Raw genomic sequence first — 19,006 nt, forward strand, 5'->3', positions numbered from 1 at the left:
CCGGCCTCCTTGCGGTCAGGCGGAGAGCGTGGCGCGGTGCGGTCGAGGCCGGATCCGGCCGGCGCGGGCGGCCCGCCGCAGCAGGAGAATCGTGGGCACCATGCAGACCAGCAGCGCGAAAAGGCTGGCCTCAGGGCCGAAGACGCCGCCGGTCAGCGCGGTCGGGCCGGACAGCGTGACGTTCAGCAGGCCCTCGGGCGGCACGGCCGATCCGGAGACCGTGACACCGAAGATCCCGGCTTGGGCGAAGTTCCAGGCGAAGTGCAGGCCGATGGGCAGCCACAGCGAGCGGGTGGCGACGTAGGCGGCGGCCAGCATGGCTCCGCCCGTCAAGGCGATCGCGAACGCGCCCCACAGGGTGGCGTTGGCGTTGACCAGGTGCATCGCACCGAAGAGCAGCATGGATACGACCAGGGCGATCACAGTGCCGGTACGTTCCTCCATGATGCGGAACACCACCCCGCGAAACAGCAGTTCTTCGGCCACGGCGACGCTCGCCATCAACCCCGCGGTGCCGAGGAAGCCGCCGAAGGAACCCCAGGACAGCTCCTGCCAGCCACCGAACACCGCGATCAGCGCCATCAACCCGCTGAACAGGCCCGACCCGAGCAACATCCCGCGCCGCAGCTGGGACCATCGCCGCGCCTTCCCGAGTTCGGGGATGTCCGGACGGAGCTCGACGGCCCGGCACAACCAGCGGTAGCAGACGACAGCGATGACGGCCAGGCCGACCCCCACCGGCAGAGCGAGGATCGGTACGGGCGAGACGAGTTGGTTGATCCCGGTCGTCACCGACATCACACCGAACAACGCGACCAGCAGGACGGGGAACCGGAACCTGCGCAACCGGCCACGGCCCGGGGCCGGACCGGTGTGCGAAGGGGTGGTTCTCGGATGCTCCGGGGACGCCACGATCGCGATCCTTTCGATCAAGTGGCCGCGGTGTCTTCCGCGGCTTAAGAGACGTTAGGGATCGGAGCCAGGCATGCCATCCCCCTGGAACGGACACAGCGGTAGCTCTCACGAGGGATCAGGAACCGCCCCGGCTTCCGTCCCCGCGCGTCGCCGACCCTTCGCACCGGCAGCGCCCGGATGAAGGCCGCCGACATCGTCCGGTCCGGGGCTGCTTGATCACGCGCGGGCCGTGACGGAACTAAGCGTGCTCGAGTCGTCATCACCCCGGCACCATCGCCCCGCTTCTCACCCGTCGCGCCACCGGTACCCACCGCGCAGGACACGTTTGTCCTGGACGTGGGTCTTCTGCACCACTAGCACACCCCGCTTGTCGGCAAGACCGGACAGCGTCAACGGGTGAGCGCCATGGCCGGCGGCGCGCAGACAAGGCACCACCTCGTCCCGGTAGGCCAGGGCTTGCGCTGCCACCATCTGCCGGGCGACTCCGTTCTCCCGGCTTGGAAACGGGAGGTGCTTGATGAGTGACGCGTCTACTCGCACGCGAGGCTGTACGACCCGATGTTCCCGGGCGGCGGGCCCGCGGTCGACTCCTACCGGGCATACGCCGATCGGCAAGGCGGGCGCGTGCTGGAACTCGGGTGGCGGCACCGGGCACAAGCTGATCCCCATCGCCTCGGACGGGCATCCGTGCGTCGGCCTGGACTTCTCCTCAGACATGCCGGCCGAGGCCCGGCGTAAGGCGGACGAGCGCGGTGTGGTGGCGGAATGGACGCGGGGCGACATGCGGGCCTTCGATCTGGGCCGCACATTCGCAGGAGCTGCCGCTGCTCCTCTCGCTCGGCGGCCTCCGGCTCGTTGAGCGCTCCGGCGACTGGTCAGGGGGACCATTGGCCGCGGACGCGCCGCTTCAACTCGGCGGTCTTCGGCCCACGGCAGACAGCGATGTCACGACGACAGCGATGCTCTGACGCCAGTGATGATCAATTCGAGGCCGTCACGGAAGGCCCGATCCCGGCGTTCTCTGGACCAGCCGTCGACGCCGGTTTTGCGGGCCTGTTCCTCGATCGTGTAACCGTTGGCGTAGGCCATGACGGTGTCCACGGCGACGGCGGCCGTGCCGGCGGGGACGCCCGCGGCGGTCAGGGCGGCGATGAGGTGCTGGAAGGTGGCGACGGCCGCCTCTCCCGGGTGCTGGAAGCCGGACAGGAGGCGGGCGCCATCGCGGTGGGCCAGCATGACCTCGCGCATGCCGGAGGCCACGCCGCGCAGCAGCTCGTCCCAGGGGGCGTCGGGGGGCGCGGCGATGTCGTCCGCCGGGCTGACCAGGTGCGCCACCATGGCGTCCAGCAGGGCCTGCTTGCTGGGGTAGTGCCGGTACAGAGCGCTCGCCCGCACCCCGAGCCGGCTCGCCAGGAGCCGCATGGTGAGAGCGTCCAGGCCTACCTCGTCGAGCAGCTCGATCGCCGCCTGCAGCACTTGGGCGCGTCGCTGCCCCATCGTGTCCTCCATATCCGGGGTTGACAGTACTGCTCCATCCACGTGAACAATGTACACGTGAACGTTGTTCACTTCAGGACGGAGGATCACGATGACACGTGTTCTGGTGATCGGGGCAGGGCTCGGCGGGCTGACGCTCGCGCACGCCCTCGTCCGTGCGGGCCTCGACGTAGGCGTGTACGAGGCCGACGACGGCACCGGCGAGCGGGCCCAGGGCTACCGGATCGGACTCGCGCCGCCGGCGATGGAGGCGTTGCGCGCCGCCCTGCCGCAGCGGCTGTACGAGCTGGCCGAAGCCACCAGCGGCAGCCTTACCGGGCCCGGTTTGCTCTTCGACGAGCGGCTCACGCTGCTCAGCGGCGACCTGCCGGGACCGGAGGAGTCCAGGGCGTTCGACCGGCAGGTGCTGCGGCAGATCCTGCTCGGCGATCTGGACGACCGGGTCGCCTTCGGCAAACGGCTGACGCGTTTCGTCGAAGGGGCCGACGGAACGGTCACCGCGCTGTTCGCCGACGGCACGCAGGCCACGGGGAACGTGCTGGTCGGTGCCGACGGCGGGAACTCCGCGGTGCGGCGCCAACTGGTGCCCGAGGTCAAGCTCATCGACGCCGACCTGTGCGGGGCGATGGGCCGCACCCCCGCCACCGACCGCTTCCTGAAGCTCGTGCCGGGGCGCGGCACGATGGTCAAAGGCCCCGGGATCACGCTGATGCTGGGACGGATGCAGTTCGACAGGGAGCCCTGCGAAGCCGCCGCCGAACTCGTTCCCGGCCTGCCCATGCCCTTCAGGGAAAGTTATGTGAGGTGGGTGCTGCTCGTGCCGCCTGAGCATCCGGCGGCTGCCGCGCCGGGTCGAGAGGACGCCCGCGAGCTGGTGCTGGAGCTCATCGACGGCTGGCATCCCGACCTGCGGGACCTGGTGCGCAGCGCCGACATGAGCGGCGCGGGCCGCTCCAGGATCCATGACCGGCCGATGCCGCCGTGGCCGGTGGGCCGCGTCACGCTGCTGGGTGACGCCGCGCACCTGACGCTTGCCAGCGGCGGCAACGGCGCCAACACCGCGATGCAGGACGCCGTACGGCTGAGCGCACGGCTGACCGAGGCCGATCAGGGCCGGTGGGACCTGATCTCGGCTCTGCGGGACTACCAGCACGACCTGCTGGAACGCGGGAACGCGGCAGTGGAGGTCGGCAAGCAGGCGCTGCGCAGGTTCGTCCCGGCCGGGGGCGAGGCACGATGAAGGATGCACCGCGCACCGTGCACGAGCAGGTTCGTTCGGCCGACGGAACCACGATCGGCTACCGTCGCAGTGGCCGCGGCCCCGGGCTGATCCTCGTCCACGGCGGGATGCAGGCGTCGCAGCACTTCACGAAGCTCGCCGCCGCCCTGTCGACAGAATTCACCGTATATGTGCCCGACCGGCGCGGACGCGGGCTGAGCGGCCCGCACGGCGCCGACTTCAGCGTCCTGCGGGAGGTCGAAGACCTGCAGGCGCTCGTCACGGCGACCGGCGCGTCGCAGATCTTCGGTCTGAGCACCGGTGCGCTCGTCGTCCTGCGCACGGCCCTGAGCATGCCCGCCCTCGACCGGGTCGCCCTGTATGAGCCCCCACTGTCGATCGACGGCTCGGCGCCGATGGACTGGGTGCCGCGCTACGACCACGAGATCGCCGCGGGAAAGAGCGCGTCAGCGCTGGTCACCGCTCTGAAGGGCCTGGACGCCGAACCGTCGCTGTTCAGCAGGATCCCCCGCTTCGCCCTCGTGCCGCTCCTGGCGATCGGTGCGCGGTTGCAGGGCGATGGGGCCGCCGACGAGGTGCCGGTCAAAGCGCTCATCCCCACGCAGCACTTCGACATGCAGGTGGTCAGGGAGATGGCCGACACGGTCATGGACTACGCGGCGCTCGATGCGCGGGTACTGCTCCTCGGCGGTACGAAGAGCGCGGCATACCTGAGCCTCGCCCTTCGGAAACTCGCCGAGGTGCTCCCGCATGCGCGAAGCATCACCCTGCCGGGAGTAGGGCATTCGGGGCCGGATGACGACGGAGCCCCGCTCGTCGTGGCCCAGGCGCTGCGTGATTTCTTCGGCGCACAATGACGGGCAAGAGGCGACGACATTCACGTGCTGAAGATCCCGCCGCGGGCGCTCGCGCAGATGCGTTCGCCGAGCGATGGGTAGAACGCGATCTTGCCAGCGCGGGATCTGGGGGCAAAGCCCCAGATCAAGCACCACAAGATGAGTTATGAAGCGGTACAGGCCTTACCCGGACCGTCCTTGACATCGCGCCTGCCGGCAGTTCCATCCGTCCAGGCCAAGCGGCGTGTGAGTACTCGTGAAGGATGCCGCCCAACCCGTCTTGTAAGCGTATGTTCAGGTTGGTGATTCGCTCGGGATCGATGATCGGATCAGGAGCAGTGCGCAGCGGAGCCGCTTGGTCCAAGGCCCGCACCGGGTCTCCCGAACCCCGCGGCGCCGTTGGGGGGGCGGTGACGATGCGGCCGACGACGGCAGGGTCCACTCCGTCATCGGCCGCCTCGTCCGCGACCTGTGCTGACCCCGTCAGCGCGACAACGACTGCAGTGACCCGGCGATCCGGTGCCCGGCCCAGCGCTTGATCTTGCGCACCGCCTCCAGCCGGCTCGCCGCCCGGTCGAGCCGGTAGTACAGCCGGGGCGGCATGTACGACAGCAGCGGCGAGTGCCGCTGGCCGAGCAGCGCGAACATCTGCGCGGGCTCCAGGCGCAGGTAGCGCGGCAGGTCCTCGTAGAACCGCGCGCTGTAGCGGGCGGCGCTCTGGACCGGCAGCAACGCGGCCTTGCGCTCCCGCGCGTAGGCCGCGAGCGCGGGCGCCAGGGCGGGGTGGCGCTCGATCGCGCCGGCCAGCGCGATGGCGTCCTCGATCGCGAGCGTGGTCCCGGCGCCGATGGAGTAGTGCGTGGTGTGCGCGGCGTCGCCGAGCAGGACGAGGTTGCCGCGGTGCCAGGAGCGGTTCGTCACGGTCTGGAAGCGCAGCCACTGCGCGACGCCCTGCCCGCGCCCGATGAGCCGATGCCCGTCGAGCAGGTCGGCGAACAGCTTGTCCAGCAGCTCCAGGTTGCCCGCCTCGTCGGCGCGGTCGAGCCCGAGCCCGCGCCACGTGGCGGGCGCGCACTCGATCACGCAGGTGCTGCGCTCGTCGTCGAAGCGGTAGCCGTAGCACCAGATCCAGCCGTGCCCGGTCTCCACGAAGGCGAAGGTGAAGGCGTCGAAGACCTTGGTGGTCCCGAGCCAGATGTAGGTGTTGCCCCCAGTGGCGACCTCGGTGCCGAAGTCGTGGCGGCCGCGCAGCGGGCTGTTCACCCCGTCGGCGGCCACCACCAGGTCGGCGTCCGGAACCTCGCCGAGGATCTCGCGCCCGAACTCCACCCGCACGCCGAGTGCTATCGCCCGGTCGGCCAGGATGCCGAGCAGCCGGTGGCGGCCGATGCCGAAGCCCTCGTCGCCGCGGTGCGTGGTGGTGCGGCCGCCGACGAGGGCGATCCCGTCATGCCACCGCACGGACGCCTTGCTGATGGCGCGGGCCGACTCGGGATCGCTCTCGTACAGCCGGTCGAGCAGGCTGCCCCAGTACGTCACGCCCCAGCCGTACGTCGAACCCGCCGGATCGCGCTCGAAAACGGATATGTCACACGAAGGATCGCGCAGCTTCATCAGGATCGCGAAATACAGGCCAGCGGGCCCGCCACCGACACAAATCACCTTCTGCACTTCATTTGGCACAGAGTAGTTATACGCGCACAGTAAGCTACTACGCGCGCTACGCCACGCCGGACCCGAGCCGGCTGTTCGCACGCATCGACGAGCATCAGTCGGGGTGGTGGCGCTCTACGCCTGCCGAAAATTGTATCCATGCAGTTCAAGCGGCATGTGAGTACTCGCGGAGGACGCCGCCGAGCCGGTCTCGTCGGCGTATGTTCAGGTCCGATGATCCGCTCTGGGTCCGTGATCGGATCGGGGACAGTGCGCAGCGGCGCCGCTTGGTCCAGGGCTGGGTGGGCACGATGGTGGTCGTAGAAGTGTTCGTCTTTCCGTAGGGCGTGCCGCAGGTGGTGTTCGTTCCATACGAGGCAGCGGTCGAGGAGTTCGCGGCGGCACGACTGCACCCACCGCTGCATGATCGAGTTCATCCGCGTCCGGATACCGGTGAGCACCGTCTTGATCAAAGCGCGCCCGCCGGCCCGCATCGTCCAGATCATCACCAGATTCCTGATCGCCTGGACACGGCATGCTCGATGACCGCCAGGATGTACTGGCGCTGCCCGTTCGAAGTGATGGTCGATGCAAACACAGGCCAGTAGAGCGTCGGCTTGCGAGCGCACAGGCCGTGGACTACCGCTGGTGGGGAACGTGGCCGGCGAGCTCAAGTGCCATGGCGGAATTGGGAAGGAAAGCCCAAGGCCAAAATGAAGTGGCGATCTGGTGGCCACGATCCGGCGCCCGGCCGGGATGCCCTGCCCAAAGCTGACCGTGTGCGGCAAGCAGCTTGGTTGAATTTCTATGACGACTGGAGATCGAGCCTGAGCTTCGCGATCAGTCCCACGCTGACCGCGAAACGCTGAGCAGTAGCGTCGGCGCCTATAGGCGCCGATCTGCTCTGGAAGCGGTTGTGCGCAGACCTCGCAGCATTCGTCCAGGACGGGGGCGTCAAGACCATCCAGCAGGCGATTTATACCCTCCGCCTGTTCCGATGGCGGATCGACATCCTTCAAGCTTCAGCAATCGGCCGAACGCCTCACGAAGTTCTCCCAGGTCACGGTGCCTCGCGCCCAACAGAGCAAGGTAGTCCTCTACAGGCCAGGTGCTGCCTGAGGCGCACTCTTCTGGCTGGGCGGCGCGGCGGAGTCGCTCCAAGACACTGTTCTGTGCAGCATGCAGCTGCGCTGGAAGGTCGTCAGCCAGATGACGATGCGGGACCGCCAGGAGCTGGCCGAGGGTGAACGTGGGCGGCGCCGCGACCGCGGCCTTGACGAGCGGAGTATCGGGAGAGGCGAAGGGGGTGTGGTAGCTGAGGGTGCACCACGCGGCGGCTATCGGCATGCGCGCCAGGTCCTCTTCCTTCTCGTCCGCGCCCTGCGCCGGCCCGATCTGGCCGCCATGGCATGCCTGCTTCTTGCCCGCGGCAGATTCAACAAGACGTCCGTTTGACTTTGCCGCCAACCCGACGATGACCAGCGAGCGCGATATACCGCACACTCGCCCCATCCGCGTTACCCCGCTGGGTGAACCGCAAATACATGACCACACAGAATCACAAGAGCACAGCCCGCCGTAGTAGTTCTTGGCGGGCCGGGTGACCACGTTTTCGGCTCGGAGCGCTTGATCGCATCCTCGACAAGGGCTCCACCAGCGGGATCATCCCACTGGACGACCCCGTGTACCCACGAGCCGCGGAACGCGGGACATGAGACCCCGAACTTCCCACCTCTGTACACAGGCCCGGACATCCTCGCCAAAGCAAGAATTCTCGCCGGCCGCCGTTTTCCTGGCATCGACTTGACGCTTGAAAGTGTGTATGAATACGTTCATCGATCACCGAGCCCGCGAACCCGTACGACATCCGGCGTTCATCCACGCGTCCTGGTCTACCGTTCCCGCCAGAAAGAGAGGCTTGCGTGACCTCCTCGCCAGGGCCTTCCTCGAGTGACGTGACGCTCTCCGACCCCAAGCGGGCACTGGTCGAGCAACGTCTGCGCCGCCGATCCGGCGCCAGGCCCGCCGGCATCCCGCGCCGCGCCCCCGACGCCGAAGTGCCTCTCTCGTTCGCGCAAGAGGGCCTGTGGTTCATGGAGCAGTTCGCTCCGGGCACCGCCGCGTACACCATCCCCCTCGTGCTGCGCCTGCGCGGCCGACTCGATGTCGACCGGCTGCAGCGCGCCCTCGACACGGTCGTGGCCAGGCACGAGATCCTGCGCACGCGCTTTCCCGCCGACGCCGGCGGACGGCCGCGGGTCGAGGTGACCGCTCCCGACCGCATCGAGCTGCGCAGGCGGAGTGCGGCGGACGAGGCCGGCGTCCGTGACCTGGTGAGCGCGGAGCAGGCCAGACCCTTCTCCATCGCCACCGAGCCGCCACTGCGGGCCCTGCTCGTGCGGCTGGCCGACGACGACCACGTACTGCTGGTGACGGTGCACCACATCGCCTGTGACGGCTGGTCGCTGGAGATTCTGGCCGGGGAGCTGCGCGCGCTCTACGCGGGAGAGCACCTGCCCGAGCCCGCCGTGCAGTACGGCGACTTCGCCCTGTGGCAGCGCACCCGCCCCGCCGATGAGGCGGACCTGGCCTACTGGCGCGAGCGGCTGGCCGGAGTGCCGCCCATCGACCTGCCCCTGGACGGGCGGCGCGGAGCCGCGCCCACCTTCGAGGGCGATTCCCGCGCCTTCGAACTCGGTCCCGACCTGCTGGCCGCGGCCAAGAACCTGGCGAAGGAACACGACGCGACGCTCTACATGGTCGCCCTGGCGGTCTACCAGGTGCTCCTGGGCCGCTACAGCGGTCAGGACGACTTCGCCGTCGGCACGCCGGTGAGCGGGCGCCCCCGCAGCGAGCTGGAGCAGCTCATCGGCACGTTCGTCAACATGCTGCCCATGCGCGCCGACCTGGCGGGCGATCCTACCTTCGCCGAGCTGCTCGCCCGGGTGCGGCGGACCACGCTGGCCGCCTTCGAACACCAGCGGCTGCCGTTCGAGCAGCTCACCAGGGAACTCGCAGCGACACGCGACACCTCGCGCACCCCGGTCTTCCAGGTCGCGCTGACCTTGCAGAGCTACGCCGAGGACACCGCCGCCTGGTCCGGCCTGGACGTCGAGCCGTTCCCCATGGCGGCCACGGCCGCCCCCTTCGAGCTGGAGCTCTTCCTCACGGAACGGCGGGGCGGGCTCGACGGCGTGTTCGTCTTCAACCGCGACGTGCTGGCCGGGGCGACCGTCGACGACCTGGGGGTCCATTTCGCGACCCTGCTGCGCGCCGCCATCGAGGCTCCCGATCTGCGCGTGTCGGACCTGGAGATGCTGACCGCCGACGAACGCGACCGCATTCTGGCACTCGCGCACGGGCCGCGGCTGCCGTACCCGGCGGACAAGACGCTGGGCGAGCTGTTCCAGGCCCAGGCAACCCGCACCCCGGAGGCCGTCGCCCTGGAGTTCGGCGACCACCGGCTCACCTACGCGGAGCTGGAGCAGCGGGCCAACCGGCTGGCGCACCGCCTGCGCGAACGCGGTGCGGGGCCGGGCACCCGGGTCGCGATCTGCGCCGAGCGCTCCATCGAGCTGGTGGTGAGCCTGCTGGCCGTGGTCAAGTCCGGAGCCGCCTACGTGCCGCTCGACCCCGAATACCCGCGAGACCGGCTCGACTTCATGCTCCGCGACGCCCAGGCCGTCGTGCTGCTGGCCCAGCATGCGGTACGGGAGCGGCTCCCAGAGACCGGGATCGCAACCGTAGCTCCAGAGGAACCGTCCGGGCCGTCCGTGGTGGAGCCGGTCGATCCGCCGCATCATGCGCCCCCCGTCACGGCGGGCCCCGCTCACCCGGCTTACATGATCTACACCTCCGGCTCGACCGGCCGCCCCAAGGGAGCGCCCAACACCCACGCGGCCATCGGCAACCGGCTCGACTGGATGCAGCGCAGATTCGGCCTGACCGGCGCCGACGCGGTGATGCAGAAGACCCCCGCCGGGTTCGACGTGTCGGTCTGGGAGTTCTTCTGGCCGCTCATCACCGGTGCCCGGCTGGTGCTGGCCGCGCCCGGCGGCCACCGCGACACCGCCTACTTACGCGACCTCATCATCGGCAGCGGCGTGACCACCATGCACTTCGTGCCGTCCATGCTGGCCCCCTTCCTGGAAGAGGACGGCATCGAGGCGTGCACGTCGCTGCGCCGGGTGATCTGCAGCGGGGAGGAGCTGCCGCCCGCCGTGGCCGCCCGCTTCTTCGAGCGGCTGCCGCATGCCGAGCTGCACAACCTGTACGGACCGACCGAGGCGGCCGTGGACGTGACGGCATGGCGGTGCGCCCCGGGCGAGAGCCGCGTGCCGATCGGGCACCCGTTGCAGAACACCAGCATCCACATCCTCGACTCGCGGCTGCGCCCGGTGCCTTTCGACGTGCCGGGCGAGTTGCACATCGGCGGGGTTCAGCTCTCCCCGGGCTACCACGCCAGGCCCGCGCTGACCGCCGAGCGTTTCGTGCCCGACCCCTACGGCTACTCGGGCTCGCGTCTCTACCGCACCGGCGACCTGGTCAGGCTGCGCCGTGACGGCGCCGTGGAGTTCCTCGGCCGCATCGACAACCAGGTCAAGATCCGCGGCCAGCGGGTCGAACTGGGCGAGATCGAAGCCGTGCTCCGCGAACAGCCCGGCGTGCGCGTGGCGCTGGTGGTGGCCGGCGGCGACGGACTCGCGGCCTACGTCGTCACCGACGTTCCCGATGCTGACCTGCGCGCGGCGCTCAAAGCGCTCCTGCCCGACCACATGGTGCCCACCGCGTACGTCTTCCTGCCGGCGCTGCCGCTCAGCCCCAATGGCAAGGTGGACCGCGCCGCGCTGCCCTCGCCGCCGCGTCCCGGCGCCGGGGGCGGGCGGGGAGCGGCGCCGAGCAGCCCGGCCGAGATCGCCATCGCCGAGATCTGGAGCGAATTGCTCGGTGTGTCCGACATCCGCGTGGACGACGACTTCTTCGAGCTCGGCGGACACTCGCTGGTGGCCATCCAGGCCGTGGCCAGGCTGCGGCACGTGCAGGCGCCCGCCGGGCGACGCTCCGTCGGCGTCATGGACCTGTTCAACCACTCCACCGTGCGGATGCTGGCGGCGCTCATCGAAGGGCCCGCCCCGCCGGACGACCGGCCGCGCCAACTGCTGCACCGGCTGACGCGCTCGTCCTCCGCTCCCACGCTCACCCTGATCTGCTTCCCGTACGGCGGCGGCAGCGCCCTGGTCTACCAGCCTCTGGCCGACGCGCTGCCCGACGAGGTCGCGTTGTACTCCATGGCCTTCCCCGGTCATGATCCCGGCCGTCCCGACGAGCCGGTCATGCCGCTCGAAGACGTCATCGCCCAGTGCGTCACGGAAATCCTCGACGGCATACCCGGGCCGATCGTCCTGTACGGCCACTGCGGCATCGGCGGCGCCGTCACCGCCGAGATTGCCAGGCGCCTGGAGGCACGAGGCCGCGAGCCGGAAGCGGTCTACCTCGGCGCGATCTTCCCGTTCGCCCGCCCCGTCGGCCGCATCGCCGGGCCCCTGGGCAGGTTGCTGCGAACCGACCGGCTACGCGGCGACCGCGTCTACGAGAACCGGATGAAGTCGATGGGCAACGACATCTCCGGCCTGGACGAGGAGCAGGTCGGGTTCATGGTCCGCAACCAGCGACGCGACACGCTGATCGCGGAGGAGAGCTTCACACGCATGCTGGCCGAACGGAGCGAGCCACTGCGCGCCCCCGTCATCTCGGTGGTCGGCGAGCAGGACCCGGCCACCGACTACTACCGCGAGCGCTACAAGGAGTGGCACTTCCTGTCGCCGAGCAACGCGCTGGTCGTCCTGGACGAGGCGGGCCACTACTACCTGAAGTACCGCGCCGACGACCTGGCCCAGATCCTGACGAACACGCACATCGCCATGGAGTACGGGGCGGCCGAGGCGTTGAGCCGTTCCGCACGGGGCCCGGCGGCCGGATGGTGGATCGAGGAGACCACGTCCCACACCGACGAGCACCCTCCGAAGAGGCACGATCACTCACCGGCGCAGCGCGACCCATCCTCGAAGCGGCGGGGGAAGGAGCCACCACCGCCCAGTCTGCGGCGCTTCCTGAGCGTCTCCGCCGCCCAGCTCGCCTCCATGATCGGCACCGCGGTCACCGACTTCGCCATCCCGATCTGGGTCTACACCACCACGGGCTCTCTGCTGAGCTTCACCCTGCTGATAGCCCTGGGGATCATGCCGGGAGTTCTGGTCGCGCCGCTGATCGGCGCGATCGTCGACCGGTCGGGCAAGCGGGCGGTGATGGCTCTCGGCAACAGCCTCGCCGGCGGGGTACAACTGCTGTTCGGGCTGCTGTTGTGGACCGGCAACCTGGCCTCCTGGCATCTCTACCCGCTCACCGCGGCGCTGTCGGTCACCCTGGTCATCCAGCGGATCGCCTACGTCTCGGCACTGCCTCAGCTGGTGCCCAAGCGCTACTTGGGTCACGCGGCGGGCGTGGTGCAGACGCTGGTCGGCACCTCCCAGTTCGCCGCGCCGCTGCTGGCCGTCGCACTGCTGGCCGGGATCGGCCTGGACGGCATCCTGATGATCGACGTGGCCAGTTTCGCCGTCGTGCTCGTCGCGCTGGCGCTGATCCGCTTCCCCGCGACCCTGGGCCTGGAGCGGCGCGAGCCGATGGCGACCGAGATCGCGGCCGGGTTCCGGATGTCGCTGGGCAACCGGCACCTGCGGGCCGCGCTGCTCTACTTCGCGGTACTGAACATCATGCTGGCCGCGGTGCTGATGTCCATCTCGCCGCTGGTGCTGTCGTTCTCCGACCTGGAGACGGCCGGGCTCATCTCCTTCGTCGGCGGCCTGGGCGCCACGCTCGGCGGCATGCTCGTCGCACTGTGGGGAGGCCCCCGGCACCGGCGGATGCGGGCGGTCATGCTGAGCACGCTGCTGCTGAGCCTGTTCGCCGTCATCACGGGGCTGTACGCCTCGCCACTGGTGGTGGGCTTGGGCGCGTTCGGCCTGTGGGGCAGCCTTTCTGTCGTCAACGGCGTCTTCATGACGATCATTCACGTGAAGGTGCCGCAACGTTTCCACGGCCGGGTCACGGCGTTCAACCAGATGGTCTCCTGGTCGACGCTGCCGGTCGGCATGGCCGTCGTCGCACCGCTCGGAGAACTGCTGCTGGAGCCGCTCCTGACACCGGGTGGGGCGCTGGCCTCCACCGTCGGCGCGGTGATCGGCGTGGGCGAGGGACGCGGCCTCGCCTTCATGTACATCCTGCTGGGCCTCGGCATCGCCGTCCACGTGCTGGTCTCGATGCGGATCCCGGTGCTGGCCCAGTTCGACGACCAGGTACCGGAGGCGGAACCCGACGACCTCGTGGGCGCGCAGGCGTTGCAGGCGCGCGCCGGCAACACGGTCAGCCTGGCGTGGAGCGCGCCCGCCTTCGCCAAGGCGCTGACCATGCCGTTGAGCGCCGCCAAGGCGAGCGAGCTGCTGGGCGAGCCCGTCGACGGCGTGCTGCTGCGCACCGGCGGCGAGATCAGCGCCGTCTACGAGGTCAGCAGCGGCGGACGTGAGCTGATCTTCAAGCTGTACCCGAGGGTGTTCACCGAACGCATGCGCAAGGAGCAGCACGTCTACGAGCTGCTGAGCGGCAGTGGCGCCCCGGTGCCCGCCGTGGTGCGCGCCGACGACTCCAAGCGCGACCTGCCCCAGGCATACCTGATCATGACCAAGGTTCCCGGCCGGCCGCTCTCGCAGGTCTCCGCCGACCTGGACGAGGAGACGATCGAGCGGCTCTACCACGACATGGGACGGGTACTGCGCGCGATCCACAGCGTCGAACTGCCCATGTTCGGCCCCCTGGACGGGCCGCGTGAGCCGACGAATCTCGCCTACGTCGGCGGCCAGTTCGAACTGAAGATCGCCCAGTTCGCCGAGTTCGGCGGCGACCCGGAACTGCACACGGCGCTGACCGAACGCTTCCACGCCGATCGCCACCTGCTGACCGGCTGCGAGACTCCCGTCCTGCTGCACCACGACTACCACGAACGCAACGTCATGGTCGCCGAGCAGGCCGGACGGTGGCGGCTGACCGGTGTCATCGACGTCGAGAACGCGCTCGGCGGCGATCCGCTGATGGACCTGGCGCGCACCGATTACTTCGCCGTCCGCGACGACTCCCTGCGCCGCCGGGCGCTGCTGGCGGGATACGGCGCACTGCCCCAGGACTGGGCGCGGCGCCTGGCCTTCTACCGGCTCTACCACGCCCTGGACCAGTGGCACTGGCTGGCCACGATCGGCGAGGTCAGCGCGCTCGACCCGATCACACGGGAGATACGCCGACACTTGACGGAGACGCCATGACAGAGGACGAGTTTCCCGCCTCGCACGCGCAGGAACGCATCTGGTTCCTCACCGAGTTGCTGCCCGACCTGCCGCTCTACAACATCGGCGCCATCTCCCACCTGAAGCGGCTGGACGTCGCCGGGCCCAAGCCGGTGGAGGAGGCGCTCAGGCTGGTGGTCCAGCGGCACGAGCCGCTGCGCACCCGCTTCGAACTGCGCGACGGCAAGGTCGTGCAGCTCATCGCACCCGAGGTGCCGGTGCAGCTGACCCACACCGATCTGTCCGGGCTCGACGGATCCGCCCAGGAGGCGGAACTGGCCGCCCTTGCCGCGGCCGACGCGGCCCGGCCGTTCACGCTCGACCGCGCGCCGCTGTGGCGGGTCAGGCTGGTGGAGCTGGGCGGCGGCCAGTGGCGGCTCGTGCTCGTCGTCCACCACACGATCTTCGACGCGTGGTCGGCGGAGGTCATGGCCGAGGATCTGGTCGAAGCGCACGCCGCGGTGCGTGCCGGCCGCTCGCCCCGCTTCGCCGAGCTGCCCATCCAGTACGCCGACTACGCCGCCTGGCAACGCACACGGCTCGACGCCGGAGAACTCGACGAGGGCCTGGCCTACTGGTCCGACCGGCTGGCCGGGTCCGTGCCGCTGGAACTGCCCACCGACCGGCCCCGCCCGGCCGAGCTCAGCTACGCGGGAACCAACCACGCCTTCACCGTGCCCGCCGAGCTGGCGGAACGAGTGGGCGCCTTGGCGAAGGCCGCCGGCGCGACGTCGTTCATGGTGCTGCTCACCGCCTTCGCCGCGCTGCTGGCTCGCTGGAGCGGCCAGAGCGACGTGGTGATCGGCTCGCCGGTCGCCGGGCGGGATCTGCCCGAGCTCAGCCCGCTCGTCGGCATGTTCGTCAACGTTCTGCCACTGCGTGCCGACCTCGGCGGCGATCCGTCCTTCGCCGAGGCGCTCGACCGGATGCGGGCCACCACCATGGAGGCGCTCGACCACCAGGACGTGCCCTTCGCCCTCATCGTGGAGAAGCTGCGCCCTCCGCGCGACCCCGCACGTACGCCGCTGTACCAGGTCGCCATCAACCAGGTGCCGTACGACGTCCGCGGCCTGTTCGGCACCAGGACCGCCAAGACCGATCTGACGCTGGAGGTGCAGAACCCGGAAGGCGAGATGAGCGCCTGGCTCGAGTACAACACCGACCTGTTCGACAGGGACACCGTGGTCAGGCTCACCGAGGGGTATCTCTCGCTGCTCGACGCGGCCACCGCCGATCCCGCGCTACCGCTGTCGCGCCTGCCGCTGATGTCCGGGGCGCGCCGCCGGCACGTGCTGGCATCCTGGCACGGCCCGCGCAGATCGTACCCTCAGCAGTCCTTGCACGAGCTGATCGCGGCCCGCGCGGCGGCCGAGCCCGACGCGCCCGCCGTGACCGTCCCGCACGAGAAGAGCACGCTGACCTACGGCGAACTCGACCGGCGATCGTCCGCCCTGGCGTCCGCGCTGATCGAGCGTGGCGTCGGCGCGGAGTCACCGGTGGCCGTATGCCTGCCACCGAGCGGCGAGCTGCTGATCGCACTGCTCGCGGTGCTGAAGTCAGGCGGCTGTTACGTGCCGCTCGATCCGCGCTATCCGGCGGCCCGGCTGCGTTTCATGCTGGAGGACTCCGGGTGCGCTCTGGCGCTGACCACGGCTGAGCTGGCCGGACGGCTGCCCGGGGTGGCGACCTTCGTGGCCGCGGAATTCCCCTCGGTCCCGCCGGACGATCTCGTACTCCCGCACGTGTCTCCCGACAGCCTCGCCTACGTCATCTACACCTCCGGCTCCACGGGTGTCCCCAAGGGGGTCATGGTGCCGCACCGAGGCGTGGTCAACCTGGTCGAGAGCCTCGCCTTCGACGCCACCGAGCGTATGCTGCTGCTCACCCCTCTCTCCTTCGACATCGCTGCTCTCGAAATCTTCGGGCCGCTGCTGGCCGGAGGCGTGACGGTGGTGGCACCGCCGCCGGAAAGCGGCCCGCTGCGGGCTGAAACGGAGGTGACCACCGTCCAGGCACCGCCGTCGGTCCTGGCAGAGCTGATCGACCGCCTGCCCCCTGGGCTGCCCCGCGTGTTCAGCGGAGGTGAGCCGCTCACGGCCGGGCTGGCGGGGCGGCTGCAGGAGGCGGCCGGGCAGGTGCACAACATGTACGGCCCCACCGAGACCACCATCTGGTCCCTCACCCATCGCCTCCAGCCGCAGGACCGGACCATCTCGATCGGCGGTCCGGTGGCCAACACCACCGCATACGTCCTGGATGAGGCCATGGAACCGGTGCCGATCGGTGTGACGGGCGAGCTCTGCCTGGGCGGCGACGGACTGGCACGCGGCTACCACCGCCGGGCGGCGCTCACCGCGTCGTCCTTCGTCCCCGACCCGTACGGCAAGGGCGGCCGGCTCTACCGCACCGGCGATCTGGTGAGGCGCGGTGCGGACGGCCTGCTGGAGTTCGTCGGACGGGTGGACGATCAGGTGAAGGTGCGAGGTGTCCGGATCGAACTCGGCGAGGTGGAGTCGGTACTGACGGCCCATCCCGGTGTCCGGCACGCCGCAGCGGCGGTCCGTGCCGACGCTTCGGGCGGGCCGGCTCTGGTGGCCTATGTGGACGGGCGCGTCCCGGTGGCGGAGTTGCGCAGCTTCCTGGAGGAGCGGCTGCCGCCCACGATGGTCCCCAGCTTCTACGTCGGCGTCGACTCCTTCCCCCGACTGCCCAACGGCAAGCTCGACCGCGCCGCGCTGCCGGCACCGCCCCGAGCGCAGGCCCCCGCCGCCGGCTCCGCCCCGGTGACCGCCGCGGAGGAACTGGTACACGAGATCTGGGGCGAAGTGCTCGGTCACGGCGGGTTCGGTGTGGACGAGGACTTCTTCGACCTGGGCGGACATTCCATGCTCGGCGCCCGCGTGATCGCCCGGATCTGCTCCGAGCTGGACCTCGAGTTGCCGCTCAACACGCTCTTCCAGACCAGGACGGTACGCCGCCTGGCCGCCGCCGTGGAAGCGCGCCTGATCGCCGAGATCGACCAGTTGTCCGACGAGGAGGCCGCCGCGTTGATGGAGGACTGATCGGAATCGGTGAAGATGGCCGCCCGGCGGAGGACGGTTCCGGCGGAGGGCGGTTCCGGCGGAGGGCGGTTCCGGCGGAGGGCGGTTCCGGCGGAGGGCGGAGATGAGGGCGCGGACGGCTCCGCGTTCCAGCCGGGCTCCGGCTGGTCACGGAGAGCGCGGACGGGATCGACGTGGTCGGCGAGGCGGCCGACGGGAACGAGGCCGTCGCGTTCGCCCTGTACCGCTTCCAAGTCCTCGCAGGGCACTGGACCGGCAGTGCGCCTGCCGACAACTACATCCGCCCAGGTCATCAGGGCCCCGGCGTTGCTGGGTTCTGATGCGACACCCCCGCGAGCCGGGAGTGCACCGGTACAGCGCGACTGAACCTGCCCGCGGAGACCGTCGCCCGCTGGGCTCCCGGCGGGTCGGTGGTCGAGGACCTCGGCCCGGATCACTGCCGCCTCACTCTCGGGGCGTGGTCGTGGGCCGGCATCGCCGGGCTGCCGGCCACCTTCGACGCGGACCTGGACCAGGTTGCGCCCGAGGAGCTGAGACAGGCCGCCGGCGGCTCGTGGACAGGTGGCAAGCCGTCGCCTCCGCCGGCGGCGAGTGACAGCCCCGCATCTCGGAGACGGCGGATGCCCAGCCGATGAGCCGCCTGCTCGGCTGGAGGTCGCGTCCGGCCTGCTGGTGCCGGCGTAGAGCGCCGACGCGTTCGCGGGCTTCGGGCCCGGCGATACCGCGGGTGATCCGCCGGCCGGTGGCCTCGTAGTGGGTGTGGTGGTCTTCTCCTGCGGCAAGAGCGATGGTGAGAACATCGTCGCGACGACCGCAAGTCTCCTGACGCAAAGACATCGCACCCCGCGCACGTCCGACCACCGCACGCCCGTCCACATCGTCGACGGCCTGCCGTTCGTCCGCGGAGAAGGCGCGGAACGGCGTCACCCGTACGTCGCCGGTGAAGGACCAAGCCGCGGACGTAGCCGTCGATGAGCACGGTGGGCCGGACTCCGGCTTGGCCGGGGGGACCTGCTTGCGGTCGGCGTCGTCGATGATGCGGCTGCGGTCGGCGTGGCCCAGAAGGGCGTTGTCGTAGGCGGGCAGCAGCCGTACCGGGGCGCACCACGTACCCTCCGGCCCGCTGCTGTTGGCCACTCGTGCGCGAAGTGGTCGAGGGGGTAATCATGGTCTGTACTGGTGCGGCAGGCTGCGGACGAAGCTCTGCCTGGATGGCACGGTCACGGCGCGCGTGCTGGTCGATCGCGAACCGGACCGGGGCCGGGACGAAGACGACGCCCTCGCCGATGAGCTTGGCAAGCTCGCCCTCGACGACGCCCTCGCTGACGGCTTCGCTCGCTGGTATCCCGGATTCGGCGGCTCAGATCACCTGCCGGTCGAACTTGTGGCCCGGCCTCTCCCCGCCCTTGCCAC

At 70.0% G+C, this 19,006-nt stretch carries 11 protein-coding genes; 7 read left to right on the plus strand and 4 right to left on the minus strand.

Annotated features, from left to right (window positions below; all coding sequences use genetic code 11):
- Positions 1 to 15: 15 nt before the first annotated feature.
- Positions 16 to 846, minus strand: coding sequence for a CPBP family intramembrane glutamic endopeptidase (locus ABZ444_RS31950; protein ID WP_358004907.1), 831 nt, complete (start codon positions 844 to 846; stop codon positions 16 to 18).
- A gap of 586 nt (positions 847 to 1,432) precedes the next feature.
- Between ABZ444_RS31950 and ABZ444_RS31955 the strand changes: the two genes are divergently transcribed.
- The gene (locus ABZ444_RS31955) at positions 1,433 to 1,774 is read left to right on the plus strand and encodes a class I SAM-dependent methyltransferase (RefSeq protein ID WP_358004910.1); all 342 of its coding nucleotides are present in this window, start codon (positions 1,433 to 1,435) and stop codon (positions 1,772 to 1,774) included.
- 86 nt (positions 1,775 to 1,860) lie between these two features.
- Here the strand turns inward: ABZ444_RS31955 and ABZ444_RS31960 are convergent, their stop codons facing one another.
- Positions 1,861 to 2,412: a TetR/AcrR family transcriptional regulator C-terminal domain-containing protein gene (locus tag ABZ444_RS31960; RefSeq protein ID WP_358004913.1), complete on the minus strand. Its 552-nt coding sequence runs from the start codon at positions 2,410 to 2,412 to the stop codon at positions 1,861 to 1,863.
- Between the two features lie 91 nt (positions 2,413 to 2,503).
- On the opposite strand from ABZ444_RS31960, the gene ABZ444_RS31965 reads away from it, so the two are divergent.
- Together ABZ444_RS31965 and ABZ444_RS31970 are read left to right on the plus strand one after the other, a co-directional pair.
- Positions 2,504 to 3,652 carry an NAD(P)/FAD-dependent oxidoreductase gene (locus tag ABZ444_RS31965; protein WP_358004916.1) on the plus strand — a complete coding sequence of 383 codons (1,149 nt, stop codon included), beginning with the start codon at positions 2,504 to 2,506 and terminating at the stop codon, positions 3,650 to 3,652.
- Entirely contained in the window at positions 3,649 to 4,509 is an 861-nt protein-coding gene (locus ABZ444_RS31970; RefSeq protein ID WP_358004919.1) for an alpha/beta hydrolase, read from the plus strand. Before ABZ444_RS31965 ends, ABZ444_RS31970 begins: the two co-directional genes overlap by 4 nt.
- A gap of 462 nt (positions 4,510 to 4,971) precedes the next feature.
- On the opposite strand, the gene ABZ444_RS31975 is transcribed toward ABZ444_RS31970, so the two are convergent.
- The gene (locus ABZ444_RS31975) at positions 4,972 to 6,027 is read right to left on the minus strand and encodes an FAD-dependent monooxygenase (protein ID WP_358004922.1); all 1,056 of its coding nucleotides are present in this window, start codon (positions 6,025 to 6,027) and stop codon (positions 4,972 to 4,974) included.
- A gap of 537 nt (positions 6,028 to 6,564) precedes the next feature.
- Here ABZ444_RS31975 and ABZ444_RS31980 point away from each other — a divergent pair.
- The 4 genes from ABZ444_RS31980 (at position 6,565) to ABZ444_RS31995 (ending at position 17,593) form a co-directional block, all read left to right on the plus strand.
- Positions 6,565 to 6,687, plus strand: a complete 123-nt coding sequence (locus tag ABZ444_RS31980) for a hypothetical protein (RefSeq protein ID WP_358004925.1) — start codon at positions 6,565 to 6,567, stop codon at positions 6,685 to 6,687.
- 633 nt (positions 6,688 to 7,320) lie between these two features.
- Positions 7,321 to 7,596, plus strand: a complete 276-nt coding sequence (locus ABZ444_RS31985) for a hypothetical protein (protein WP_358004928.1) — start codon at positions 7,321 to 7,323, stop codon at positions 7,594 to 7,596.
- A gap of 500 nt (positions 7,597 to 8,096) precedes the next feature.
- The gene (locus ABZ444_RS31990) at positions 8,097 to 14,510 is read left to right on the plus strand and encodes an amino acid adenylation domain-containing protein (protein ID WP_358004931.1); all 6,414 of its coding nucleotides are present in this window, start codon (positions 8,097 to 8,099) and stop codon (positions 14,508 to 14,510) included.
- Positions 14,507 to 17,593, plus strand: coding sequence for an amino acid adenylation domain-containing protein (locus ABZ444_RS31995; protein ID WP_358004934.1), 3,087 nt, complete (start codon positions 14,507 to 14,509; stop codon positions 17,591 to 17,593). The genes ABZ444_RS31990 and ABZ444_RS31995 overlap by 4 nt, the downstream gene beginning before the upstream one ends.
- A 444-nt stretch (positions 17,594 to 18,037) precedes the next feature.
- On the opposite strand, the gene ABZ444_RS32000 is transcribed toward ABZ444_RS31995, so the two are convergent.
- Entirely contained in the window at positions 18,038 to 18,730 is a 693-nt protein-coding gene (locus ABZ444_RS32000) for a crosslink repair DNA glycosylase YcaQ family protein (RefSeq protein ID WP_358004937.1), read from the minus strand.
- Positions 18,731 to 19,006: the final 276 nt, after the last annotated feature.

The organism is Nonomuraea sp. NPDC005730 (assembly GCF_040630865.1).
GTDB lineage: Bacteria > Actinomycetota > Actinomycetes > Streptosporangiales > Streptosporangiaceae > Nonomuraea.